Below are 24,103 nucleotides of genomic sequence, written 5' to 3'. Positions count from 1 at the left end.
ATGACGACTCGTACCCGTATCCTCACCGGCATCACCACCACCGGCACGCCGCACCTGGGCAACTACGCCGGTGCCATCCGCCCGGCGATCCTGGCCAGCCGTGACAGCAATGCCGACTCGTTCTACTTTTTGGCGGATTACCACGCCCTGATCAAGTGCGATGACCCGCTGCGCATCCAGCGCTCGCGTCTGGAAATCGCTGCGACCTGGCTGGCCGGTGGCCTGAATGTCGACCGCGTGACCTTCTACCGCCAGTCCGACATCCCGGAAATCCCCGAACTGACCTGGCTGCTGACCTGCGTCGCCGCCAAGGGCCTGCTCAACCGCGCCCACGCCTACAAGGCTTCGGTGGACAAGAACGTCGAGACCGGCGAGGACCCGGATGCAGGCATCACCATGGGCCTTTACAGCTACCCGGTGCTGATGGCCGCGGACATCCTGATGTTCAATGCGCACAAGGTGCCGGTCGGTCGTGACCAGATCCAGCACGTGGAAATGGCGCGGGACATCGGCCAGCGCTTCAACCATCTTTTTGGCCAGGGCAAAGAGTTCTTCACCATGCCCGAGGCGTTGATCGAAGAGAGCGTCGCCACGTTGCCGGGCCTGGATGGCCGCAAGATGTCGAAGAGCTACGACAACACCATTCCGCTGTTCAGCAGTGCCAAAGAGATGAAGGACGCGATTTCGCGGATCGTCACCGACTCCCGCGCACCGGGCGAAGCCAAGGATCCGGACAACTCACACCTGTTTACCCTGTTCCAGGCGTTTGCCACCCCGGCGCAAGCCGACGAGTTCCGCAGCGAACTGTTGCAGGGCCTGGGTTGGGGCGAGGCGAAGAATCGTCTGTTCCAGTTGCTCGACAACGAACTGGGCGAATCCCGCGAGCGTTATAACCAGCTGATCGAGCGCCCGGCGGATCTGGAAGACATCTTGCAACACGGCGCGAAAAAAGCCCGTGCGGTAGCGACACCCTTCCTCTACGAACTGCGTGAAGCGGTGGGCCTGCGCTCCTTCGTTGCCCAGACTCAAGTGGCGGCGACCACCAAGAAGAAAGCCGTGAAGGCTGCACGTTTTGTCAGCTTCCGTGAAGACGACGGCAGTTTCCGCTTCCGTCTGCTGGCGGCAGATGGCGAACAACTGCTGCTGTCGCGCAACTTCGCCGACGGTAAAACCGCCGGGCAGGTGACCAAGCAACTGCAAGCGGGCCAGGCATTGGACGTGCGCAGTGAAGACCTGGGGTTCAGCGTCTGGCTGGAAGGCGAGTGCGTTGCCGACAGCCCGGCATTTGCCGACAGCGTCGCCCGTGACGCTGCCATCGAAGCCTTGCGCATTGCCCTGACGCCGGTTCAGGAATAAACAACGGTTCGGCCCGACCAAGGGCCGATTGCCATTCCTCGGGGTCGTCGCTACAGTGTCGGCCCGTTTTTGTTGCCTTGCTAACGAATTATGACGCCCCTAGAACGATATCAAGCTGATCTGAAACGCCCGGAATTCTTCCATGACGCCGCGCAGGAAACTGCCGTGCGTCATTTGCAGCGCCTGTACGACGACCTGGTCGCGGCCGAGCAAAACAAGCCGGGCCTGCTGGGCAAGTTGTTTGGCAAGAAGGATCAGACCCCGGTCAAGGGCCTGTATTTCTGGGGCGGCGTAGGTCGCGGCAAGACTTACCTGGTGGACACCTTCTTCGAAGCGCTGCCCTTCAAGGAAAAGTCCCGCACCCACTTCCACCGCTTCATGAAGCGTGTGCACGAAGAGATGAAAACCCTGGGCGGCGAGAAAAACCCGCTGACCATCATCGCCAAGCGCTTCGCCACCGAAGCCCGGGTCATCTGCTTCGATGAATTCTTCGTTTCCGACATCACCGACGCCATGATCCTTGGCACCCTAATGGAAGAACTGTTCAAGAACGGCGTAACCCTGGTCGCGACTTCGAACATCGTGCCGGATGGCCTGTACAAGGACGGCCTGCAACGCGCGCGCTTCCTGCCGGCCATTGCGCTGATCAAGCAGAATACCGAGATCGTCAACGTCGACAGCGGCGTCGACTATCGTCTGCGTCACCTCGAACAGGCCGAGCTGTTCCACTATCCACTCGACGAAGCCGCCAACGAAAGCCTGCGCAAGAGCTTCCGTGCACTGACACCGGAATGCACGGCAGCGGTCGAAAATGACGTGCTGATGATCGAAAACCGCGAAATCCGTGCCCTGCGCACCTGCGATGACGTGGCCTGGTTCAACTTCCGCGAACTGTGCGACGGCCCGCGCAGCCAGAACGACTACATCGAACTGGGCAAGATCTTCCACGCCGTGCTGCTCAGCGATGTCGAGCAGATGAGCGTCACCACCGACGACATCGCCCGACGCTTCATCAACATGGTCGACGAGTTCTACGACCGTAACGTGAAGCTGATCATTTCTGCTGAAGTCGAGCTAAAGGATCTCTACACCGGCGGGCGCTTGAATTTCGAATTCCAGCGTACCCTCAGCCGACTGCTGGAAATGCAATCCCACGAATTCCTGTCCAGGGCGCACAAGCCGTAAGACAGTTCGGAAAATGAAAGAGGCCTGCAAATGCAGGCCTTTTTTGTGCGCCGAAGAACCTCTTTTGGGCTCACCAAAGTCCGTGTGGGAGCGAGCTTGCTCGCGATGACGGCGGCACATTCAGTATTGATGTGACTGATGCGCGGCTATCGCGAGCAAGCTCGCTCCCACAGGGGGGCATTTGTATGCCTGTGATTACGCCGCCTGCTGAAACTGCTGCCGATACTGATTCGGTGACAACTCCGTGTGCTGGCGGAACAGCCGCGCAAAGAAGCTCGCATCGTCATAACCAACCTCGTAGCTGATGGTCTTGATGCTCTTGCGGCTGCCGGACAGCAAGCCCTTGGCGGTTTCGATGCGCAGGCGTTGCAGGTAATGCAGTGGCTTGTCGCCAGTGGCGGTCTGGAAGCGGCGCATGAAGTTGCGGATGCTCATGCCGTGTTCGCGGGCAACGTCCTCGAAACGGAACTTGTCGGCGAAGTGTTCTTCGAGCCAGTGCTGGATCTGCAGGATGATCACGTCCTGGTGCAGCTTCTGCCCGCCGAATCCAATCCGTCCCGGTGAATAGCTGCGCTGCACTTCATAGAGGATGTCTCGGGCTACGGCCTGGGACACGTTGGCGCCGCAGAAGCGCTCGATCAGGTAGATGTACAGGTCGCATGCCGAGGTGGTGCCGCCGGCGCAGTACAGGTTGTCGGCATCGGTCAGGTGTTTGTCCTGATTGAGCTGGACCTTGGGGAAGCGTTCGGCGAAGGCATTGAAGAAGCGCCAGTAAGTGGTCGCTTCCTTGCCATTGAGCAGCCCGGCTTCGGCCAGCCAGAAAACACCAGTGGCCTCGCCGCACAGTACGGCACCGCGCGCATGTTGCTGGCGCAGCCAGGGCAGGATTTGCGGGTAACGTTTGCTGAGGTTGTCGAAATCGTCCCAGAACGCGGGAAGAACGATGATGTCGGCGTTTTCCAGTCCGCCGTCCACCGGAATCATTACATCGCTGAAAGTGTTGACCGGTTTGCCATCGGGGCTGACCAGGCGGGTTTCGAACGCCGGTGTCAGGCCCTGGCCCAGCTGTTTGCCGTAGCGCAGGCTGGCGAGGTGGAAGAAATCCTTGGCTTGCATGAGGGTGGAAGCGAAAACCCGGTCGATGGCCAGGATGCTGACGCGCCGCAGGGGCGTGGAGGCTTGGTTAGACATAATTCAACTTTATTTTTATAGGGGGAAGTGGTCACCAGACGGCTGGATCGTCTTATTTTTTGTCGGATGTGTCCAGTGTCCTGTATCGGAAGCGAGGCATAGTCTCTGAAGGTCAATTCCTTCTAAAAACAAAGAAAAGGTGCCGCATGATCCCCAGAACCCTGTTCAGTTCCGAGCACGAGCTTTTCCGCGACAGCGTGCGGACGTTTCTCGAAAAAGAGGCGGTGCCGTTCCATGGGCAATGGGAAAAACAAGGCTATATCGACCGCAAACTGTGGAACAAGGCAGGGGAGGCGGGGATGCTTTGCTCGCACTTGCCGGAAGAGTACGGCGGCCTGGGGGCGGACTTTCTCTACAGTGCGGTGGTGATCGAAGAAGTGGGGCGACTTGGCCTGACCGGCATCGGTTTTTCCTTGCACTCGGACATCGTGGCGCCCTACATCCTGCATTACGGCAGTGAGACGCTGAAGCACAAATACCTGCCGAAACTGGTGTCCGGCGAGATGGTTACCGCGATCGCCATGACAGAACCGGGCGCCGGTTCCGATCTGCAAGGGGTGAAAACCACCGCCGTGCTCGATGGCGATGAGTACGTGATCAACGGCTCCAAGACCTTTATCACCAACGGCTACCTGGCCGATCTGGTGATCGTCGTCGCCAAGACCGATCCGAAGGCTGGCGCGAAGGGCACCAGTCTGTTTCTGGTGGAGGCCAACACGCCGGGCTTCGACAAGGGCAAGCGCCTGGAGAAGGTCGGAATGAAAGCCCAGGACACCTCGGAGCTGTTCTTCCAGGACGTGCGTGTGCCCAAGGAAAACCTGCTGGGCCAGGCCGGGATGGGCTTTGCCTACCTGATGCAGGAGTTGCCCCAGGAGCGCCTCACGGTGGCCATTGGCGGGCTGGCTTCAGCCGAAGCGGCGCTGCAATGGACGCTGGACTACACCCGTGAGCGCAAGGCATTCGGCAAGTCGATCGCCGACTTCCAGAATACCCGGTTCAAACTGGCGGAGATGGCCACGGAAATCCAGATCGGCCGCGTCTTCGTCGACCGCTGCCTGGAGCTGCACCTGCAAGGCAAGCTCGACGTGCCGACGGCGGCGATGGCCAAGTACTGGGGTACCGACCTGCAGTGCAAGGTGCTCGACGAGTGTGTGCAGTTGCACGGTGGCTACGGGTTCATGTGGGAGTACCCGATCGCGCGGGCATGGGCGGATGCACGGGTGCAGCGGATCTATGCCGGGACGAACGAGATCATGAAGGAGATTATTGCGCGGTCGCTTTGATTTGCGCTGACCGGGCGGACGCCATCGCGGGCAAGCCCGCTCCCACAGGTATCACCGAACCTGTGGGAGCGGGCTTGCCCGCGATTGGTTTTAAAGATCAATCAAGGCGCAGGATTCGGGTGATCCTTGTGAATCGCCTCGATCCCTTCCAGCACTTCCTCCGACAGCTTCAAGTCGAAACTGGCGATGTTGCTCTCCAGTTGCTCCATCGTCGTCGCGCCAATGATGTTGCTGGTCACGAATGGCTGCTGCGTCACGAACGCCAGGGCCATTTGCGCCGGGTCCAGGCCGTGCTCGCGAGCCAGGGCCACGTAACGGCTGCATGCCGCTTCCGACTGTGGGTTGAAATAGCGGTTGAAGCGACTGTAGAGGCTCAGGCGACCTTTTGGCGGGCGGGCGCCACCTTCGTACTTGCCTGACAGGAAGCCGAACGCCAGCGGCGAATAGGCGAGCAGGCCGCATTGCTCGCGGATGGCGATTTCCGCCAGGCCGACTTCGAAGCTACGGTTGAGCAGGTTGTACGGGTTCTGGATCGACACGGCGCGCGGCCAGCCTCGGGCTTCGGCCAGGGCCAGGAAGCGCATGGTGCCCCATGGCGTCTCGTTGGACAGGCCGATGTGGCGGATCTTGCCGGCGCGGACCTGCTCGTCCAGCGCTTCGAGGGTGTCCTCCAGAGGCGTCAGGTTGGCTTCGATCTTGTGCTTGTAGCCCAGTTGCCCGAAGAAGTTGGTGCTGCGCTCCGGCCAGTGCAATTGGTACAGGTCGATGTAGTCGGTCTGCAGGCGCTGGAGGCTGGCATCCACCGCTTCGGTGATGTGCTGGCGGTTGTGGCGCAGGTTTTTGTCGCGGATGTAGTCGATGGTGTTGCCGGGGCCAGCGATCTTGCTGGCCAGGATCCAGTCGGCGCGATCGCCGCGGCTTTTGAAATAATTGCCGATGTAGCGTTCGGTGGTTGCGTAGGTTTCGGCCTTGGGTGGCACCGGGTACATCTCGGCGGTGTCGATGAAGTTGATCCCGGCGCTCTTGGCTCGCTCAATCTGGGCGAAGGCGTCTGCCTCGCTGTTTTGCTCGCCCCAGGTCATGGTTCCGAGGCAGAGGGCACTCACGTTCAGATTGGTTCGGCCTAGCTGGCGATAGTCCATCGGGTGCTCCTTGGGCAAAACAATCATAAAAGCAGGTTGAATTATTTTTCGCAATCTGCATAATTGCGCACCTCTTTCTGCAGTGGAAGTGATGCGCCGCCGCCGAAGAATCTTGCCGTTGAACGGACGCGCCGACCCGAGCCCCCGAAAGCGTCTGTATCCGGCTGCCTTTGACTTGTCAAAGTACGCACTATTCAGTAAGATCCGCCGTCTAATTTACAGGGCGGCCCCTGAGGCTATAAAGAATGAAAACTTTTACTGCTAAACCGGAAACAGTAAAGCGCGACTGGTTTGTCGTCGACGCTGCTGGTCAGACCCTGGGTCGTCTGGCCACCGAAATCGCGAGCCGTCTGCGTGGCAAGCACAAGCCTGAGTACACTCCTCACGTTGACACCGGCGACTACATCGTCGTAATCAATGCTGAGCAGATTCGTGTTACCGGTGCTAAAACCACTGACAAAATGTACTACTCCCACTCCGGTTTCCCGGGCGGCATCAAGTCGATCAACTTTGAAAAGCTGATCGCCAAGGCCCCTGAGCGCGTGATCGAGACCGCGGTTAAAGGCATGCTGCCTAAGAACCCACTGGGTCGCGACATGTACCGTAAGCTGAAAGTCTATGCGGGCGCTGCACACCCACATACTGCTCAGCAGCCCCAAGAACTGAAGTTTTAACGGAATAGTACATTATGTCGGCGACTCAAAATTACGGCACTGGCCGTCGCAAGACCGCAACCGCACGCGTTTTCCTGCGTCCGGGTACTGGTAACATCTCCATCAACAACCGTTCGCTGGATAACTTCTTCGGCCGCGAAACTGCCCGCATGGTAGTTCGTCAGCCGCTGGAGCTGACTGAGACTGTCGAGAAGTTCGACATCTACGTCACCGTGATCGGCGGTGGTGTGAGTGGTCAGGCTGGCGCAATCCGCCACGGCATCACTCGTGCTCTGATGGACTACGACGAGACTCTGCGCAGCGCCCTGCGTAAAGCCGGCTTCGTAACCCGCGATGCTCGTGAAGTTGAACGTAAGAAAGTCGGTCTGCGTAAAGCGCGTAAGCGTCCGCAGTACTCGAAGCGTTAATTCGCTTTCACGTTCAAAAAAGAACGCCCAGTTTCCTCACGGAGCTGGGCGTTTTTTTATGTCTGCGATTTATCAAAGAATTGCGCTGTGACAACTTGCCACATCCGCAGACACCCTATACTACAAGGCTTGGGGGTGATGGGTTCCGGTAATTACCTTGTCAGAATTGGGGCTTTTCATTACCATTCGGCAAAATTTTTATAAGTACATAGTTTTACTTAGTAGATGCCTGATTTAACAGGCCACAAAGCTGATGGGAGAGGACTGAATGAGCAATGACGGCGTGAATGCAGGCCGGCGTCGCTTCTTGGTAGCAGCCACATCCGTGGTGGGTGCTGCAGGAGCGGTGGGGGCTGCGGTCCCGTTCGTGGGGTCATGGTTTCCCAGTGCCAAGGCGAAAGCCGCAGGTGCACCGGTGAAAGTGAATGTCAGCAAAATCGAGCCAGGCCAGCAGATGATTGCTGAGTGGCGCGGCCAGCCGGTGTTCATCGTCCGCCGTACACAGGAAATCCTGGGGAATCTTAAGAAGATCGAGGGCCAGCTCGCTGACCCGGCCTCCAAGAACTCGACACAACCGACTTACGTTGATCCGGAAACCCGTTCGATCAAGCCCGAGGTCCTGCTGCTGATCGGTATCTGCACGCACCTGGGTTGCTCGCCGACCTTCCGTCCTGAAGTGGCACCTGCGGATCTGGGTAAGGACTGGGTAGGCGGCTATTTCTGCCCTTGCCACGGTTCCCACTACGATCTGGCTGGTCGCGTCTACAAGTCGCAGCCTGCGCCTTTGAACCTGCCAGTTCCCCCGCATTCCTATGAGACCGATGAAATTATTATCATTGGCGTCGATACGGAGAAAGCGTGATGAGCAAGTTCATGGATTGGGTTGATGCGCGCTTTCCCGCCACCAAGATGTGGGAAGACCATCTCAGCAAGTATTACGCTCCGAAGAACTTCAACTTCTTCTACTTCTTTGGCTCCCTGGCGCTGCTCGTTCTGGTCAACCAGATCGTTACCGGTGTCTGGCTGACCATGAGCTACACCCCGTCGGCGGAAGAGGCATTCGCCTCCGTCGAATACATCATGCGCGACGTCGAGTACGGCTCGATCCTGCGTCTGCTGCACTCCACCGGCGCTTCGGCGTTCTTCATCGTGGTCTATCTGCACATGTTCCGTGGCCTGCTCTACGGTTCGTACCAGAAGCCGCGTGAACTGGTGTGGGTCTTCGGCATGCTGATCTACCTGGCGCTGATGGCCGAAGCCTTCATGGGCTACCTGCTGCCGTGGGGCCAGATGTCCTACTGGGGTGCACAGGTGATCATCTCGCTGTTCGGTGCGATCCCGGTCATCGGCAACGACCTGACCCAGTGGATTCGTGGTGACTACCTGATTTCCGGTATTACCCTGAACCGCTTCTTCGCCTTGCACGTGGTTGCCCTGCCGATCGTTATCCTGGGTCTGGTAGTGCTGCACATCCTGGCGTTGCACGAAGTCGGTTCGAACAACCCGGACGGCGTGGACATCAAGAAGCACAAGGACGAAAACGGCATACCGCTGGACGGCATTGCCTTCCACCCGTACTACACCGTGAAAGATATCGTCGGCGTGGTGGTGTTCCTGTTCATCTTCTGCTCGATCGTGTTCTTCTTCCCGGAAATGGGCGGCTACTTCCTCGAAAAGCCGAACTTTGAAGTGGCGAACGCCTTCAAGACCCCAGAGCACATTGCTCCGGTCTGGTACTTCACTCCATTCTACGCCATCTTGCGTGCGGTTCCGGACAAGCTCCTGGGTGTGATCGCCATGGGCGCGGCCATCGCCGTGCTGTTCGTCCTGCCGTGGCTCGACCGCAGTCCGGTCAAGTCGATGCGCTACAAAGGCTGGCTGAGCAAGATCTGGCTCTGGGTGTTCTGCATTTCGTTCGTGATCCTGGGCGTGTTGGGTGTTCTGGCTCCGACTCCAGGCCGTACGCTGTTGTCGCAGGTGTGTACCTTCCTGTACTTCGCCTACTTCATTCTGATGCCGTTCTACACCAGGCTCGAGAAGACCAAACCGGTTCCGGAAAGGGTGACTGGCTGATGAAAAAACTATTTGCTGTATTGATGCTTGCTGCGCTGCCAGTGTTTGCTTTCGCAGCTGAACACGGTGGCCCCGAGCTGGAAAAAGTCGACATCGACGTTTCCGATAAAGCGGCCATGCAGGACGGCGCGCGTACCTTCGCCAACTACTGCATGGGTTGCCACAGTGCCAAGTTCCAGCGCTATGAGCGTGTTGCCGACGACCTGGGCATTCCCCATGAGTTGATGCTCGAGAAGCTGGTGTTCACTGGTGCCAAGATCGGCGATCACATGAGCATCGGCATGCAGCCAGCGGACGCCAAGGCCTGGTTTGGCGCAGCGCCGCCGGACCTGACCCTGGTTGCCCGTGTTCGCGGCACCGACTGGCTCTACGGTTACCTGAAGTCGTTCTACGAAGATCCTTCGCGCCCATGGGGTGTGAACAACAAGGTCTTCCCGAACGTGGGCATGCCTAACGTCCTGGTCGGCCTGCAGGGTCGCCAGGTGGTGGGTTGCAAACAGGTTCAGATCGTCGAAGACGGCAAGAAGCAATATGACCCTCTGACCGGTACGGCGCTGACTCATGAAGCGTGCGATCAGTTGACCATCGTGCCGAAAAGCGGTGCCCTGACTGCAGAGCAGTTCGATGAGAAGGTCAAGAATCTGGTAACCTTCCTGGCTTACTCGGCTAACCCGGTTAAGCTGCAACATCAGCGCATCGGTACATACGTATTGTTGTACCTGGCGTTCTTCTTCGTCTTCGCTTACCTGCTCAAGCGCGAATACTGGAAAGACGTGCACTGATAAAGCTTCAAGCTATTGCTGTTAATCGCGCGCGCCCAAGGGCGCCTCTGAAGATGTAGCGAAACTGGTGATCCAGTCGTTACGGGAGGCGCCCTCTGGGCGCGCTCGTTTTTCCGCTTTCGATAATTTCTACAAGCGAGGAGGATCGCCATGGGCGTGACCAATCGGTTGGCCTGTTACTCCGACCCCGCCGACCACTATTCCCACCGAGTGCGCATCGTACTGGCAGAGAAGGGTGTCAGCGCCGAGATCATTTACGTGGAGGCTGGTCGCCAGCCACCTAAACTGATTGAGGTGAACCCTTACGGCAGCTTGCCTACGCTGGTCGATCGCGACCTGGCGTTGTGGGAGTCGACTGTGGTGATGGAATATCTGGATGAGCGTTACCCGCACCCGCCGCTACTGCCGGTTTATCCCGTGGCGCGCGCCAACAGTCGCCTGCTGATGCACCGCATTCAGCGAGACTGGTGTGGTCTGGTGGACCTGATTCTGGATTCGCGGACCAAGGAAGCGGCTCGTGCCGTGGCTCGAAAAGAGTTGCGCGAAAGCCTGACGGGTGTGTCGCCACTGTTTGCCGACAAACCGTTTTTCCTCAGTGAGGAACAAAGTCTGGTGGATTGCTGCCTATTGCCAATACTCTGGCGATTGCCGATTCTGGGTATAGAACTGCCGCGGCCGGCGAAGCCGCTGCTTGATTATATGGAGCGCCAGTTTGCGCGTGAGGCTTTCCAGGCGAGTCTGTCTGGTGTCGAACGCGACATGCGCTAAGGCTTAAGGAGCCGTTATGAACTCCAGTCGACCTTATCTGGTCCGCGCGCTCTATGAGTGGATTGTGGACAACGATTGCACCCCGCACATGCTGGTCAATTCCGAGTACCCGTCGGTGCAGGTGCCTCAGGGGTTTGCCAGTGACGGACAGATCGTCCTGAACGTATCGCCACAAGCCGTGCGTCACTTGCACATGGATAACGAGGCGGTCAGTTTCGAGGGGCGCTTTGGTGGCGTACCGCACACCTTGTACGTGCCAATTGCTTCGATCCTGGGTATCTACGCCCGGGAGAATGGTCAGGGCATGGTGTTCGATCTGGAATCGCCCATGGGCGAGGACGACGAGATCGAGCCGGATGACGATCTTCCACCACCCGACAGTGAGCCACCGCGTCCAAGCGGTCGCCCGAGTTTGAAGGTGGTGAAATAAAAAAAAGGGTGATCCGCAAGGGTCACCCTTTTTTATTCCACCGCCTTCAAACGATGTAGGAGCGAGCCTGCTCGCGATGGGCGTGAGCGATGACGCGGGCTGTCTGGATGAGTGCATTCACCGGACGTTTTTCGCGAGCAGGCTCGCTCCTACAAGATGTAGATCAGTCGATGTACTCGAACAATTTCACGATCTTCTGCACACCGGAAACCCCTTGCACCAGGTTGGTCGCCTGCGCGGCTTCCTGCTTGGTCAGCAGACCCAGCAAGTAGACGATGCCGTTTTCAGTGACTACCTTGATGCGCGAGCCAGGGATGTTCGCATCGGCGAGCATCTGGGTCTTGATCTTGGTGGTCAGCCAGGTGTCGTTCTGGCGTGCCAGCAACGAAGAGGGTGGCAGGACTTGCAGTTCGTTGTGCACCTTTTTCACGCGCTGGACAGCGGCGGCAGCCTGTTCGGCCTTGGCCTTGAGGTCTGCGCGTGGCGTTTGCCCGGCGAGCAGTACGACACCGTTGAAGCTGGTGACGACGATATGCGAATCCTTGTCCAGGGCCGGGTCGGCCTTGGCGACGTTCACGCCAACCTTGGTGTCGATCAGGGAATCGTCGATCTTGCTGCCCAGTGTGCGAGTGCCGCGATCATCTTCAATCGGTGCTTCACGGCTGGCAGTCACCACCGAGGTGCAGCCGCTGATGCTGAGGCACAGGGTCAAGGCCAGTAGGCCAAGGCGATTAGGGGTCATTCTTCACTCCCGAACAATTGGCTGTCGATCAAGTCGCAAAGGCAATGGATCGCCAGCAGGTGGACTTCTTGAATACGAGCGGTGACGTTGGCCGGTACGCGAATCTCGACGTCCTCGGGCAACAGTAGCGACGCCATGCCGCCGCCATCACGTCCCGTCAATGCTACGACAATCATTTCGCGATCATGTGCGGCCTGAATCGCTTGAATTATGTTGGCCGAGTTGCCGCTGGTGGAGATAGCCAGCAACACATCGCCCGGTTGGCCAAGCGCACGGATCTGCTTGGAGAAGATTTCGTTGTAGCTGTAGTCGTTGGCAATCGAGGTGATCGTTGAGCTGTCGGTCGTAAGGGCGATGGCCGGCAGGCTTGGGCGTTCGCGCTCAAAGCGATTGAGCAGCTCGGAGGAGAAGTGCTGGGCATCGCCGGCAGAGCCGCCATTGCCGCAGGAAAGCATTTTGCCTTCGTTGAGCAGGGCGTTGACCATGACCTGGCTGGCTTGCTCGATGTGCGGTGCAAGTACTTCCATCGCCTGTTGCTTGGTGTCGATACTGGCCTGAAAAAGCTGGCGAATTCGGGATTGCATGTCCATCTGTGTGACCTTAAGTAGCGCGGCTGTTCGGCACGTGAATGTGCAGCCCGCAAAGCAAAGAGCAAAATGTTGGGTGATAGTGTCCGGTTCGCAATGCCGGCGATCAGCCGTCGAAGGCATTCTGTAGCCAGTTCAACTGATCGAGGTGGCTGTCGATGGCAATCACGTCGAAGCGGCAAGGGGAATTGGCCCAGCGCGGCTCGCGCTGAAGATAATATTGCGCGGCGAAAATCAGTTTTTGCCGTTTGCGCTCATCGATGCTATCGAGCGCGCCACCCCATTGAGTGTTTTTTCTGTAGCGGACTTCAACGAATACTACTGTATCGCCGTCTAGCATGACCAGATCAAGCTCGCCGCGTTTACACAACCAGTTCTGCGCCAGCAGGCGCAGACCCTGTTGTTGAAGATGCTCGAGCGCATGGCGCTCGGCATCCTTGCCGCTTTGCTGGCGTGACCTGTCAGGCATCAGCGAGCGGTGTCCGGCAGGCGCTGAATCTGGCCATTGGCGAACTCGGCCCATGGTAACTGGCGCACGACCCGCTGGCTCTGGGACATGCCAAGGCTGCCCGATTCACCGTCGATGCGGCTGTCCGGCAGTGACTTGAGCTGGCCCAGGCGTGGCGCCAGACGATAGGCGTCCACACCCATGGCATACAGGCGCCCCAGGCTACCGGCGGCTTGTGGCCACTGGGCAGTGACCTGGCGGCGTAGTGGATCATTGGCGTCCAGCAACCATGGCGTCTCGCAGAAGCGAATGCCATTCATGTCGTTGTACTGGTTGACGTCACCGTTGGCGCTGAACACGTGGGAGGTGGCGTAGACCGGAACATCGCCGGCGTACTGGAAGTTCAGGGTCGGTTTGATCTGCTGGGCCTGTTGCGGTGTAGCGGCGAGGAAAATGAACTCGATGTCCTGGCGGCGCGATGGCTGGGCAGCCACTTGCGAGCCAACGGTGCTTTGCAGGCTCTTGGCGCGACCTTCGCTCTGACGCAGCTGGAACATGTCGGCAATTTGCTGGGCCAACTGGACCGGTTGGTCGACGCGTTCGGTGGCGACGATGGTGCCGCCATTGGCTTGCCAATCCTGGCTGAACGCCTTGAGCACGCGGTCGCCCCATTCACCTTTCGGCACCATGATGGCTGCGCGATGCAGGCCGTCGGCGCGAGCGCGGCGCGACACTTCGCGGGCTTCGTCTTCAGCGGCAAGGCCGAACTGGAACAGCTGCGCCGGGCCTTGATCGCCCTCGCTGTAATTCAGTGCCAGGGTGGTGATCGGCAACTGCGGGCGAGTGCTCAGCTGTTTGACCAGCGGCTTCTCCAGCGGGCCGACGACCAGTTGCACGCCATCGGCCTGGGCCTTGCGGTAGAACTCGTCCATGGAAGTCAGGCGCGAGCTGTCATAAAACTCGATGGCGGGTGGTTTCTGCCCGGCCTGTTGGGCCTGGTAGTGAGCGGCCATGAAGCCGTCGCGCAGCGCTTTGCCAACCGCGGCCAGTTGGCCGTCCTGAGGCAGCAGCAGGGCGATCTTGTTCAGGGGCTGGCTGGCCAGTTCCTTGAGTTGGGTCAGTGGCTGCGGCAATTGAATGGCTGCCGGGTGCTTCGGATTCTGCGCGCGCCAGTTGTCGATGGCGGCCTGTTGCTGCTCCAGGGTGCCGGCGGATTTCACGGCCAGTGCCAGGGCCATCCAGCCGCCGAGATCGTCGGTGGCACTTGGCTGCAACTGATTGGTCGGCAGCGAAGCGATCAGGGTCCAGATGGCTTCGTGGTTTTTGCTCGCGGCTTCGCCTTCGAGCATCGGGGCGATGAAAATGCGCTGGCGAGCGGCGGCAAGGGTCTGGCCATCGGCTTCAAGTGCGCGGGCGTGGATGGTGCCGGTGCGGACCTGTTGTTCGTCGGGCAGTTCGCTCAAGTATTGCAGGCTCGGATGGCTCAAGGCGGCCAGCGCGGCCTTGGGCTGATTGCGCGTCATGGCCAGTTCCGCCGCCAGGGTGTTGGCGAAAACCTGTGGGCCCGGCTTGAGCTGTTCGACAGGAACCTGTTGCAGGATTTGCGCGGATTGGCCGGCATTGCCCTGGCGATAAGCCAGGTCGGCGGCGCTCAGGCGCAGCAGGGCGGCATCTTCCGGTGATTTGCTTTGGGAGGCCTTCTCAAGCAGTTGCTCGATACTGGCGTCCGGTGTCCGTGGAAGCTCGCCAAGGCTGGAGGAGGGTGAGCTGGCGCAAGCCGTCAGCAAGGCAGCGAGGCAGAGGGCAGATAACAGCCGCAGGCAAGCGATCATGTAAGCGTTCCTGATACTCGATCAAATTAGCGTGGAATTGTACCCAAGCACTGGCCGGGGTGCGATGTTACTGGCGTGAATCAATCAATTTAGCTGGTGTAAATGTTGCGCCAGCGCACAAACGGTCACCGATACCTCGTTTGCTTGCGGGTATCGTGAGTCTCGCTACGCGCTACAATGGCGACTTTTACCGATCATGAGGTGTGCGCTTTGACTGCTCCAGGTGCTTTGAATTCCGCTGCTGGCTCGCTTTATGTGGTGGCGACGCCCATCGGCAACCTGGATGACATCAGTGCGCGGGCGCTGAAGATTCTCCGTGAAGTGGCCCTGATCGCCGCGGAAGACACCCGTCATTCCCAGCGCTTGATGCAGCACTTCGGCATTGCGACGCCATTGGCGGCCTGCCATGAACACAACGAGCGGGATGAAGGTAGTCGCTTTATCACTCGTCTGCTTGCCGGTGACAACGTGGCGTTGATCTCGGATGCCGGGACGCCGCTGATTTCCGATCCGGGTTATCACCTGGTGCGGCAGGCCCGGGCAGCGGGCATTAATGTAGTGCCGGTTCCGGGTGCCTGCGCGTTGATTGCAGCGCTGTCGGCAGCAGGGCTGCCTTCCGACCGCTTCATATTCGAAGGTTTTCTGCCTGCAAAGGCTGTGGGGCGACGTGCGCGTCTCGAGCAGGTAAAGGAAGAGCCTCGCACATTGATCTTCTATGAGGCCCCGCATCGCATCCTCGAATGTCTGCAAGACATGGAACTGGTGTTCGGTCCAGAGCGCCCGGCGCTGCTTGCCCGCGAGCTGACCAAGACGTTCGAGACCCTCAAGGGGCTGCCGCTGGCTGCGCTGCGCGAGTTCGTCGAGTCGGATAGCAACCAGCAGCGCGGCGAGTGCGTGGTACTGGTGGCGGGCTGGTCCGCGCCCGAAGAGGAAGGTGCCGTCAGCAGCGAGGCGATGCGCATCCTCAACCTGTTGCTTGAAGAAATGCCGCTCAAGCGTGCGGCGGCATTGGCGGCGCAAATCACCGGCGAGCGAAAGAATGTGCTGTACCAAATCGCGCTGGATCAGCAGAAGGGCGAGTAAAACCCGACGCGCAGGCGTGCCCAATGGCGCTTGGTGCTTGTTCTTCGGGCGCTCTGCCGGTAACCTTCGCGGCGGAGAGTCGATCGGACAGTCGCTGCCCCCTATGAAAATTAGGGGGGGGAGGAAAGTCCGGGCTCCATAGGGCGAAGTGCCAGGTAATGCCTGGGAGGCGTGAGCCTACGGAAAGTGCCACAGAAAATAACCGCCTAAGCGCTTCGGCGCCGGTAAGGGTGAAAAGGTGCGGTAAGAGCGCACCGCACGTCTGGCAACAGTTCGTGGCTAGGTAAACCCCACTTGGAGCAAGACCAAATAGGGTCCCAAGGCGTGGCCCGCGCTGGGACCGGGTAGGTTGCTAAAGATGTCCAGTGATGGCCATCGTAGACGAATGACTGTTCAAGACAGAACCCGGCTTACAGATCGACTCTCCACCTTTTTCTTTCCTCTGCTTGAATCATTGAGCAGGGGGTTGGGTGATAGCAATTTCCCTCCTTACACATTCATCCGCAGAACCTCTTTTGTAATACCAAAAAAATCTTACTCTTAATAAATTACTTTAACTTTCGAACGCAGCCTTCTGTGCTGATTCAAGTTATCGATCAGTTTCATCTGCCGGATTCTCGTTGTCCCTCCGTTAATGCTCCTAAATCTCAGTTCTGTAAGGGTTTTCCTTTACTCCGCGCCTTGACGGTGTGGTGGGCGCATTCCTATAGTGTGCGCAAGTGGCGGAAAGTGGCATGAAGTGGGTTTTTTGAACTCAAAACGCTAGAATTTGGAGAAACGCAGACGTGTTTCGCGGAGCCAACGCTATCAGTCTCGATGCAAAGGGCCGTCTCGCAATGCCGAGCCGGTACCGTGACGAGCTCGATTCGCGCAGTTCCGGGCAATTGATCGTGACAATTGATGCCGTTGATCCTTGTTTGTGTGTTTACCCCCTCGATGAGTGGGAAATTATTGAAACCAAACTGCGCGCACTGCCTTCGCTTCGCGAAGAGAACCGCCGCCTGCAACGTTTACTGATTGGTAATGCCGTCGACCTCGAGCTCGATGGCAGTGGTCGTTTTCTGGTTCCGCCGCGTCTTCGTGAATATGCCAAGTTGGATAAGCGCGCGATGTTGGTAGGCCAACTGAACAAGTTCCAATTGTGGGACGAGGATGCCTGGAACGCGGTTTCTGCCGCCGACCTGGCTGCCATTCAACAACCGGGCGCGATGCCTGATGAACTGCGTGATTTGATCCTGTGACTATTGATAGCGGCTTTAACCACATCACCGTACTGCTTGACGAAGCCGTCGAGGCTCTCGCCGTACGTCCTGATGGCTGCTATCTGGACGGCACGTTCGGACGCGGCGGACACAGCCGGTTGATCCTCAGTCAGCTCGGTCCCGATGGTCGGTTGCTCGGATTCGATAAAGATCCACAAGCGATTGCCACCGGGCAGACGCTAGCGGCCGAAGACGGCCGCTTTGTCGTTGTGCAGCGCAGCTTTGCCGAGCTCGGTTCGGAAGTCGCCGAACGCGGTCTGGCCGGCAAGGTCAGCGGCGTGTTGCTGGATCTTGGCGTGTCCTCGCCACAGCTCGACGACCCTGAGCGCGGCTTCAGCTTCCTCAACGACGGTCCGCTGGACATGCGCATGGATCCGTCCCGTGGCATCAGCGCCGCCGAATTCGTCAACACCGCGCCCGTGGAAGAAATCGCCCGGGTGTTCAAGGAATACGGCGAAGAGCGTTTCTCCGGCCGCATGGCCCGTGCTGTGGCCGAACGTCGCGACATCAAGCCATTCGAGCGCACCGGTGACCTGGCAGAAGTCCTGAAAGTCGCCAACCCAGCCTGGGAAAAGGGCAAGAACCCCGCAACCCGCGCGTTCCAGGGGTTGCGTATCCACGTCAACAACGAACTGGGTGATCTGGAAACCGGCCTCGAAGCCGCGCTGGAGTGCCTGGAAGTGGGCGGTCGCCTGGTGGTGATCAGCTTCCATTCGCTGGAAGACCGTATCGTCAAACTGTTCATGCGCAAACTGGTGAAAGGCGAAGCCGACAACCTGCCGCGCAACCTGCCGGTTCGGCATGTCGCCTTCGAACCGAAAATCAAAGTCCATGGCAAAGCGCAGACGGCCTCCGACGCCGAACTCAAAGCCAACCCACGTTCCCGTAGCGCTGTCATGCGTGTGGCGGAGAAGCTGCGGTGAGCAAGCTTTTCGCCAAGCCATTGCCCGGCGGAAGCTTCTTCATGCTGCTGCTGTTTGTCGGCGTGCTCGTGTCGGCCATCGGCGTGTCTTACAGCGCGCACTGGAACCGTCAGCTATTGAATTCGCTGTACAACGAACTGAGCGTGCGCGACAAGGCGCAGGCGGAGTGGGGCCGGTTGATTCTGGAGCAGAGCACCTGGACCGCCCACAGCCGTATCGAAGTGCTGGCCACCGAACAATTGAAAATGCACATCCCCGGTGCCGCTGACGTGAAGATGGTGGCGCCATGATGAAACTCGAAGGTGCACTCTTTCCTTGGCGGTTCCGCGTGGTGCTGGGTTTGCTCGGCATCATGGTGGCCGCGATTGCCTGGCGCATCATCGATTTGCAAGTGGTCGACCGTGCCTTCCTTAAAGGTCAGGGCGATGCCCGCAGTGTTCGTCATATTCCGATTCCGGCTCACCGTGGACTGATCACCGACCGTAACGGCGAGCCTTTGGCCGTGAGCACTCCGGTCACCACCCTTTGGGCCAATGCCAAGGAAATGCAAACGGCCAAAGAGAAGTGGCCGGCACTGGCGGCTGCCCTGGGGCAGGACCCGAAAGCCCTGGCCGAGCGCCTTGAAGCGCAGGCCAACAAGGAATTCATTTATCTGGTGCGCGGGCTGACGCCTGAGCAGGGCCAGGCGGTGCTCGATCTCAAAGTGCCTGGCGTCTATGGCATCGAAGAGTTCCGCCGTTTCTATCCGGCCGGTGAAGTGACCGCGCATATGGTCGGCTTTACCGACATCGATGACCATGGCAAGGAAGGTATCGAGCTGGCCTATGACGAATGGCTGGCCGGGGTGCCGGGTAAACGACAAGTCATCAAGGACCGGCGCGGCCGGTTGATCAAGGATGTCCAGGTCACCAAAAACGCCAAGGCCGGCAAGCCCTTGGCGTTGTCCATTGACCTGCGCCTGCAATACCTGGCCAACCGCGAACTGCGTAACGCGATCATCGAGAACGGCGCCAAGGCCGGCAGCCTGGTGATCATGGACGTGAAGACCGGCGAGATTCTCGCGATGGTCAACCAGCCGACCTACAACCCGAACAACCGCCGCAACCTGCAGCCGGCGATGATGCGTAACCGCGCGATGATCGACGTGTTCGAGCCAGGCTCGACCATGAAAGCGATCTCGATGAGCGCCGCCATCGAAACCGGCCGCTGGAAACCGAGCGATACCGTCGAGGTGTATCCGGGCTCCCTGCAGATTGGCAAGTACACCATCAAGGACGTATCCAAGACCGAAGGCCCGGTGCTCGACCTGACCGGCATCCTGATCAATTCCAGTAACGTCGGCATGAGCAAGGTCGCGTTCGATATCGGCGGCGAAACCATTTTCCGTCTGGCGCAGAAAGTCGGCCTCGGCCAGGACACTGGCCTGGGCTTCCCGGGCGAGCGCGTCGGCAATCTGCCGAACTACCGCGAATGGCGCAAGGCAGAAACCGCCACGCTGTCCTACGGCTACGGTGTTTCCGTGACCGCGATCCAGCTGGTCCACGCCTTCTCGGCCCTGGCCAACAACGGTCGCCTCGCACCGCTGACCCTGATCAAGACCGACAAGGCGCCGCAAACCACCCAGGTACTGCCGGAGGCCGTCGCAAAAACCATGCAAGGCATGCTGCAACAAGTGATCGAAGCCCCGCGCGGTGTGTTCCGTGCGCAGGTGCCGGCGTATCACGTGGGCGGCAAGTCGGGTACTGCGCGTAAAACCTCGGTCGGCACCAAGGGTTACGCCGTGAACTCCTACCGTTCGCTGTTCGCCGGTTTCGGCCCGATGAGCGATCCGCGTTACGCCATCGTGGTGGTCATCGACGAGCCGACCAAGGCCGGTTACTTCGGCGGCCTGGTTTCCGCGCCGGTGTTCAGCCGTGTGATGTCGGGGACCCTGCGCCTGATGAACATTACCCCGGACAACCTGCCACCTACTCAACAAGCGAACGCAACACCGGTCGTTCCGCTGAAAGCCAATGGAGGGCGCGGCTGATGTCCCTGAGCCTGAACAAGATTTTCCCTCACGCCGGCCACGATCTGCTGATTCGCGAACTCGCCCTGGACAGCCGCAATGTGCGTGCGGGTGATCTGTTCCTCGCTGTGCCGGGCGGGAAATTCGATGGGCGCGCGCATATGGTTGACGCCTTGCAGCGTGGTGCTGCCGCGGTGGCCTATGAAGTAGAAGGCGCCACGGTCCTGCCGATCACTGAAGTGCCGTTGATTCCGGTCAAAGGTCTGGCGGCTCAGCTGTCGGACATCGCCGGGCGTTTTTATGGCGAGCCGAGCCACCACCTGAACCTGGTGGGCGTGACCGGTACCAACGGCAAGACCAGCGTGACTCAATTGATCGCCCAGGCGCTGGACCTGCTCGGCCAGCACTGCGGCCTGGTCGGCACGCTCGGTTCGGGTTTCTATGGGGCGCTGGAAAGCGGCCTGCACACCACGCCGAACCCGATTGCCGTGCAAGCGACCCTGGCGGACCTGAAAAAGGCCGGGGCCAAGGCCGTGGCGATGGAAGTTTCTTCCCATGGCCTGGATCAGGGGCGCGTGACTGCCCTGGCGTTCGATGTGGCAGTGATGACCAACCTGTCCCGCGATCACCTGGATTATCACGGCACCATGCAGGCCTACGGCGAAGCCAAGGCCAGGCTGTTTGACTGGAATGACTTGAAATGCCGCGTGGTCAACCTCGACGACAAGTTCGGCCGGCAACTGGCCGCCGACAAGCGCGAGTCGCGGTTGATCACCTACAGCCTGGAAGACTCCAGCGCCTACCTGTATTGCCGTCAGGCGCAATTCGACGACGAAGGCGTGCGCGCCACGCTGGTCACGCCACAGGGCGAGCACCACTTGCGCAGCACCTTGCTCGGTCGCTTCAACCTGAGCAATGTCCTGGCGGCGGTCGGTGCGTTGCTCGGTCTGGATTACGCCCTGGACGAAATTCTCAAGGTGCTGCCGAAGCTTGAAGGCCCTGCCGGGCGCATGCAGCGCTTGGGCGGTGGCTCGCAGCCGCTGGTGGTGGTCGATTACGCCCACACCCCGGATGCCCTGGAAAAAGTGCTGCTGGCTCTGCGTCCACACGCCAAGGGCCGGTTGCTGTGCCTGTTCGGCTGTGGCGGCGACCGCGATCGCGGCAAGCGTCCGTTGATGGCCGAAGTGGTTGAGCGCCTGGCCGATGGCGTGCTGGTGACCGATGACAATCCGCGCACTGAAGACCCTGCAGTGATTTTCGATGACATCCGCGCCGGTTTCACGGCTGTGGATAAAGTGGAGTTCGTTGCCGGTCGTGGTCAGGCGATTGCCCGGTTGATCGCCAGTGCCTCGGCGGATGACGTGATTGTCCTGGCCGGGAAAGGTCACGAGGACTATCAGGAAATCAACGGCGAACGCCATGCCTTTTCCGATCTGGTCGAGGCCGATCATGCCTTGACCGCGTGGGAGGTGGCCCATGCTTAAGGCCTTGAAACTGAGTGAACTGACCGGTGCGCTGAGTGCTCGCCTGGTGTCCGCCGATGCCAGCTTCGACGGCGTTAGCATTGACAGCCGTGCAATCAAGCCGGGCCAGCTGTTTATTGCCCTGACCGGCCCGCGTTTTGACGGTCATGACTATCTGAATGAAGTCGCCGCCAAGGGCGCCGTGGCTGCGCTGGTCGAGCGTGAAGTCGCTGGCAGCACGCTGCCGCAGTTACTGGTCAGCGACACTCGCCAGGCCCTCGGTCAGTTGGGCGCGCTCAATCGCGCCGCCTACACCCATCCGGTCGCGGCCGTCACCGGTTCCAGCGGCAAGACCACGGTCAAGGAGATGCTTGCGAGCATTCTGCGCACCCGTGGTCCGGTGCTGGCGACCCGTGGCAACCTGAACAACGACCTCGGCGTGCCGCTGACCTTGCTCGAACTGGCACCGGAACACGCCGCTGCCGTGATCGAACTGGGTGCCTCGCGCCTGGGTGAAATTGCCTACACCGTCGGCCTGACCCGGCCGCACGTGGCCATTCTCAACAATGCCGGGACCGCCCACGTCGGCGAGTTCGGCGGCCCGGACAAAATCGTCGAAGCCAAGGGCGAGATCATCGAAGGGCTGGATGCCGATGGCGTCGCCGTTCTCAATCTTGACGACAAGGCATTCGGTATCTGGAAGGCGCGCGCCGGTGACCGCAAAGTGCTGACGTTTGCGTTGAGCAACGCCAGCGCCGATTTCTACGCCAGTGACCTGACTACCGATGCCCGCGGCTGCCTGGCGTTCAACCTGCACAGCCCTGAAGGCGTGGAGCGCGTTCAATTGAACCTGCTCGGCACCCATAACGTCGCCAATGCCATGGCCGCCGCCGCAGCCGCCCATGCCCTGGGTGTGTCGCTGTCTGGCATCGCCACCGGCCTTGACGCGGTGCAACCGGTCAAGGGACGAACCGTTGCGCAACTGGCCAGCAACGGCATGCGCGTGATCGATGACACTTACAACGCCAACCCCACCTCCATGTGCGCTGCCGTTGATATACTGGCCGGCTTTTCCGGTCGCACCGTCCTGGTGCTCGGGGATATCGGCGAGTTGGGCGAATGGGCGGAGCAGGGGCACCGCGACGTGGGCGCGTACGCCCGTGGCAAGGTTTCTGCGCTGTACGCCGTCGGGCCAATGATGGCTCACGCCGTGAACGCATTCGGTCCTCAGGCTTTTCACTTCAGCACGCAAGCTGAACTGATCAAGGCCCTGGACGCCGAGCAAGACACAAACACCACCATTTTGATCAAGGGGTCGCGCAGCGCTGCGATGGAAAACGTCGTCGCCGCCTTGTGCGGGTCCAGCCTGGAGAAACATTAATGCTGCTGCTGCTAGCGGAGTATCTGCAACAGTTCTACAAAGGCTTCGCGGTCTTCCAGTACCTGACCCTGCGCGGGATTCTCGGTGTACTGACCGCGCTGGTCCTGTCGCTGTGCTATGGCCCGTGGATGATCCGCACGTTGCAGAACCGTCAGATCGGTCAATCCGTTCGCAACGACGGCCCGCAGTCGCACCTGTCCAAGTCGGGTACACCGACCATGGGCGGCGCGCTGATTCTGTCGTCCATCGGTGTCAGCACCCTGCTGTGGGCTGACCTGAGCAACCGTTACGTCTGGGTCGTTCTGCTGGTGACCTTGCTGTTCGGCGCCATCGGCTGGGTCGACGACTACCGCAAGGTCATCGAGAAGAACTCCCGTGGCTTGCCGAGCCGCTGGAAATATTTCTGGCAATCGGTATTCGGTCTGGGTGCGGCGATCTTCCTTTATATGACTGCCGCCACGCCGGTGGAAACCACGCTGATCCTGCCGATGCTCAAGGACTACAGCATTCCGCTGGGCGCCGGCTTCATCGTGCTGACCTATTTCGTCATTGTCGGTTCGAGCAACGCGGTCAACCTGACCGACGGCCTCGACGGCCTGGCGATCATGCCGACCGTGATGGTTGGTGGTGGCCTGGGCATTTTCTGCTACCTGTCGGGTAACGTGAAGTTCGCCGAATACCTGCTGATTCCTTACGTACCGGGCGCAGGCGAGTTGATTGTGTTCTGTGGCGCGTTGATCGGAGCCGGCCTGGGCTTCCTGTGGTTCAACACCTATCCGGCACAAGTCTTCATGGGTGACGTCGGCGCACTGGCGCTGGGCGCGGCCCTGGGCACCATCGCGGTGATCGTCCGTCAGGAAATCGTCCTGTTCATCATGGGCGGCGTGTTCGTGATGGAAACCCTGTCAGTCGTCATTCAGGTCGCCTCTTTTAAACTGACCGGTCGCCGCGTATTCCGCATGGCGCCCATTCACCACCACTTTGAACTCAAGGGCTGGCCCGAGCCGCGCGTGATCGTCCGTTTCTGGATCATCACCGTGATTCTCGTGCTGATCGGCCTTGCCACCCTGAAGCTGAGGTAGA

At 59.6% G+C, this 24,103-nt stretch carries 24 protein-coding genes and 1 other RNA gene; 19 read left to right on the top strand and 6 right to left on the bottom strand.

Annotated elements, in window-relative coordinates; translation table 11 throughout:
• Both AC1RDQ_RS15175 and zapE read left to right on the top strand, forming a co-directional pair.
• Complete coding sequence (locus AC1RDQ_RS15175; protein ID WP_340312917.1) at window positions 1-1,356, top strand: tryptophan--tRNA ligase; 1,356 nt, start codon at window positions 1-3, stop codon at window positions 1,354-1,356.
• Between the two features lie 90 nt (window positions 1,357-1,446).
• On the top strand, window positions 1,447-2,541 hold the full coding sequence (gene zapE, locus AC1RDQ_RS15170; protein ID WP_007998226.1) for a cell division protein ZapE: 1,095 nt from the start codon (window positions 1,447-1,449) through the stop codon (window positions 2,539-2,541).
• 195 nt (window positions 2,542-2,736) lie between these two features.
• Here the strand turns inward: zapE and AC1RDQ_RS15165 are convergent, their stop codons facing one another.
• Window positions 2,737-3,657 carry a GlxA family transcriptional regulator gene (locus AC1RDQ_RS15165; RefSeq protein WP_174245557.1) on the bottom strand — a complete coding sequence of 307 codons (921 nt, stop codon included), beginning with the start codon at window positions 3,655-3,657 and terminating at the stop codon, window positions 2,737-2,739.
• A 221-nt stretch (window positions 3,658-3,878) separates the two neighbouring features.
• On the opposite strand from AC1RDQ_RS15165, the gene AC1RDQ_RS15160 reads away from it, so the two are divergent.
• Window positions 3,879-5,015: an acyl-CoA dehydrogenase family protein gene (locus AC1RDQ_RS15160; RefSeq protein ID WP_150814948.1), complete on the top strand. Its 1,137-nt coding sequence runs from the start codon at window positions 3,879-3,881 to the stop codon at window positions 5,013-5,015.
• A gap of 101 nt (window positions 5,016-5,116) precedes the next feature.
• On the opposite strand, the gene AC1RDQ_RS15155 is transcribed toward AC1RDQ_RS15160, so the two are convergent.
• Entirely contained in the window at window positions 5,117-6,157 is a 1,041-nt protein-coding gene (locus tag AC1RDQ_RS15155; protein WP_492587630.1) for an NADP(H)-dependent aldo-keto reductase, read from the bottom strand.
• A 245-nt stretch (window positions 6,158-6,402) separates the two neighbouring features.
• Between AC1RDQ_RS15155 and rplM the strand changes: the two genes are divergently transcribed.
• The 7 genes from rplM (at window position 6,403) to AC1RDQ_RS15120 (ending at window position 11,291) form a co-directional block, all read left to right on the top strand.
• Window positions 6,403-6,831: a 50S ribosomal protein L13 gene (gene rplM / locus AC1RDQ_RS15150; RefSeq protein ID WP_007917032.1), complete on the top strand. Its 429-nt coding sequence runs from the start codon at window positions 6,403-6,405 to the stop codon at window positions 6,829-6,831.
• Window positions 6,832-6,845: 14 nt separating this feature from the next.
• The gene (rpsI, locus tag AC1RDQ_RS15145; protein ID WP_003228056.1) at window positions 6,846-7,238 is read left to right on the top strand and encodes a 30S ribosomal protein S9; all 393 of its coding nucleotides are present in this window, start codon (window positions 6,846-6,848) and stop codon (window positions 7,236-7,238) included.
• Between the two features lie 268 nt (window positions 7,239-7,506).
• Window positions 7,507-8,100: a ubiquinol-cytochrome c reductase iron-sulfur subunit gene (gene petA, locus AC1RDQ_RS15140; protein WP_057713353.1), complete on the top strand. Its 594-nt coding sequence runs from the start codon at window positions 7,507-7,509 to the stop codon at window positions 8,098-8,100.
• A complete protein-coding gene (locus tag AC1RDQ_RS15135; RefSeq protein WP_034149536.1) occupies window positions 8,100-9,311 on the top strand; it encodes a cytochrome b in 1,212 nt (403 codons plus the stop codon). The genes petA and AC1RDQ_RS15135 overlap by 1 nt, the downstream gene beginning before the upstream one ends.
• The gene (locus AC1RDQ_RS15130) at window positions 9,311-10,093 is read left to right on the top strand and encodes a cytochrome c1 (RefSeq protein WP_057713354.1); all 783 of its coding nucleotides are present in this window, start codon (window positions 9,311-9,313) and stop codon (window positions 10,091-10,093) included. The genes AC1RDQ_RS15135 and AC1RDQ_RS15130 overlap by 1 nt, the downstream gene beginning before the upstream one ends.
• A 150-nt stretch (window positions 10,094-10,243) precedes the next feature.
• Entirely contained in the window at window positions 10,244-10,861 is a 618-nt protein-coding gene (locus tag AC1RDQ_RS15125; protein ID WP_007989864.1) for a glutathione S-transferase N-terminal domain-containing protein, read from the top strand.
• A 16-nt stretch (window positions 10,862-10,877) separates the two neighbouring features.
• Window positions 10,878-11,291 (top strand): ClpXP protease specificity-enhancing factor, encoded by a 414-nt coding sequence (locus AC1RDQ_RS15120; protein ID WP_007998247.1) that lies wholly within the window; start codon window positions 10,878-10,880, stop codon window positions 11,289-11,291.
• Window positions 11,292-11,454: 163 nt separating this feature from the next.
• Here the strand turns inward: AC1RDQ_RS15120 and AC1RDQ_RS15115 are convergent, their stop codons facing one another.
• From AC1RDQ_RS15115 to AC1RDQ_RS15100, 4 genes are all read right to left on the bottom strand, one after another.
• Entirely contained in the window at window positions 11,455-12,033 is a 579-nt protein-coding gene (locus tag AC1RDQ_RS15115) for a BON domain-containing protein (RefSeq protein WP_057713355.1), read from the bottom strand.
• On the bottom strand, window positions 12,030-12,623 hold the full coding sequence (locus AC1RDQ_RS15110) for a phosphoheptose isomerase (RefSeq protein ID WP_007972584.1): 594 nt from the start codon (window positions 12,621-12,623) through the stop codon (window positions 12,030-12,032). The genes AC1RDQ_RS15115 and AC1RDQ_RS15110 overlap by 4 nt, the downstream gene beginning before the upstream one ends.
• Before the next feature lie 103 nt (window positions 12,624-12,726).
• Window positions 12,727-13,089: a YraN family protein gene (locus tag AC1RDQ_RS15105; protein ID WP_090457618.1), complete on the bottom strand. Its 363-nt coding sequence runs from the start codon at window positions 13,087-13,089 to the stop codon at window positions 12,727-12,729.
• Window positions 13,089-14,900 carry a penicillin-binding protein activator gene (locus AC1RDQ_RS15100; protein ID WP_057713357.1) on the bottom strand — a complete coding sequence of 604 codons (1,812 nt, stop codon included), beginning with the start codon at window positions 14,898-14,900 and terminating at the stop codon, window positions 13,089-13,091. The genes AC1RDQ_RS15105 and AC1RDQ_RS15100 overlap by 1 nt, the downstream gene beginning before the upstream one ends.
• 177 nt (window positions 14,901-15,077) lie before the next feature.
• On the opposite strand from AC1RDQ_RS15100, the gene rsmI reads away from it, so the two are divergent.
• From rsmI to mraY, 9 genes are all read left to right on the top strand, one after another.
• Window positions 15,078-15,983, top strand: a complete 906-nt coding sequence (gene rsmI / locus AC1RDQ_RS15095; RefSeq protein WP_492587628.1) for a 16S rRNA (cytidine(1402)-2'-O)-methyltransferase — start codon at window positions 15,078-15,080, stop codon at window positions 15,981-15,983.
• A gap of 75 nt (window positions 15,984-16,058) precedes the next feature.
• Window positions 16,059-16,412, top strand: an RNA gene (rnpB, locus tag AC1RDQ_RS15090) — RNase P RNA component class A.
• A gap of 356 nt (window positions 16,413-16,768) precedes the next feature.
• On the top strand, window positions 16,769-17,224 hold the full coding sequence (gene mraZ / locus AC1RDQ_RS15085) for a division/cell wall cluster transcriptional repressor MraZ (protein ID WP_007917012.1): 456 nt from the start codon (window positions 16,769-16,771) through the stop codon (window positions 17,222-17,224).
• Window positions 17,221-18,168: a 16S rRNA (cytosine(1402)-N(4))-methyltransferase RsmH gene (gene rsmH / locus AC1RDQ_RS15080; RefSeq protein ID WP_007972589.1), complete on the top strand. Its 948-nt coding sequence runs from the start codon at window positions 17,221-17,223 to the stop codon at window positions 18,166-18,168. Before mraZ ends, rsmH begins: the two co-directional genes overlap by 4 nt.
• Complete coding sequence (gene ftsL, locus AC1RDQ_RS15075; protein WP_007998257.1) at window positions 18,165-18,458, top strand: cell division protein FtsL; 294 nt, start codon at window positions 18,165-18,167, stop codon at window positions 18,456-18,458. The genes rsmH and ftsL overlap by 4 nt, the downstream gene beginning before the upstream one ends.
• The gene (locus AC1RDQ_RS15070) at window positions 18,458-20,197 is read left to right on the top strand and encodes a peptidoglycan D,D-transpeptidase FtsI family protein (RefSeq protein WP_173677933.1); all 1,740 of its coding nucleotides are present in this window, start codon (window positions 18,458-18,460) and stop codon (window positions 20,195-20,197) included. The genes ftsL and AC1RDQ_RS15070 overlap by 1 nt, the downstream gene beginning before the upstream one ends.
• Window positions 20,197-21,660 (top strand): UDP-N-acetylmuramoyl-L-alanyl-D-glutamate--2,6-diaminopimelate ligase, encoded by a 1,464-nt coding sequence (locus tag AC1RDQ_RS15065; RefSeq protein WP_057713360.1) that lies wholly within the window; start codon window positions 20,197-20,199, stop codon window positions 21,658-21,660. The genes AC1RDQ_RS15070 and AC1RDQ_RS15065 overlap by 1 nt, the downstream gene beginning before the upstream one ends.
• Window positions 21,653-23,020, top strand: a complete 1,368-nt coding sequence (locus tag AC1RDQ_RS15060; RefSeq protein ID WP_492587626.1) for a UDP-N-acetylmuramoyl-tripeptide--D-alanyl-D-alanine ligase — start codon at window positions 21,653-21,655, stop codon at window positions 23,018-23,020. Before AC1RDQ_RS15065 ends, AC1RDQ_RS15060 begins: the two co-directional genes overlap by 8 nt.
• On the top strand, window positions 23,020-24,102 hold the full coding sequence (mraY, locus tag AC1RDQ_RS15055; RefSeq protein WP_015096766.1) for a phospho-N-acetylmuramoyl-pentapeptide-transferase: 1,083 nt from the start codon (window positions 23,020-23,022) through the stop codon (window positions 24,100-24,102). Before AC1RDQ_RS15060 ends, mraY begins: the two co-directional genes overlap by 1 nt.
• Window position 24,103: the final 1 nt, after the last annotated feature.

This window comes from Pseudomonas sp. GW823-FHT02E01, assembly GCF_058797535.1.
Note: the sequence above shows the minus strand (reverse complement) of the source record. Positions and strands in the feature narration are given on the sequence as shown.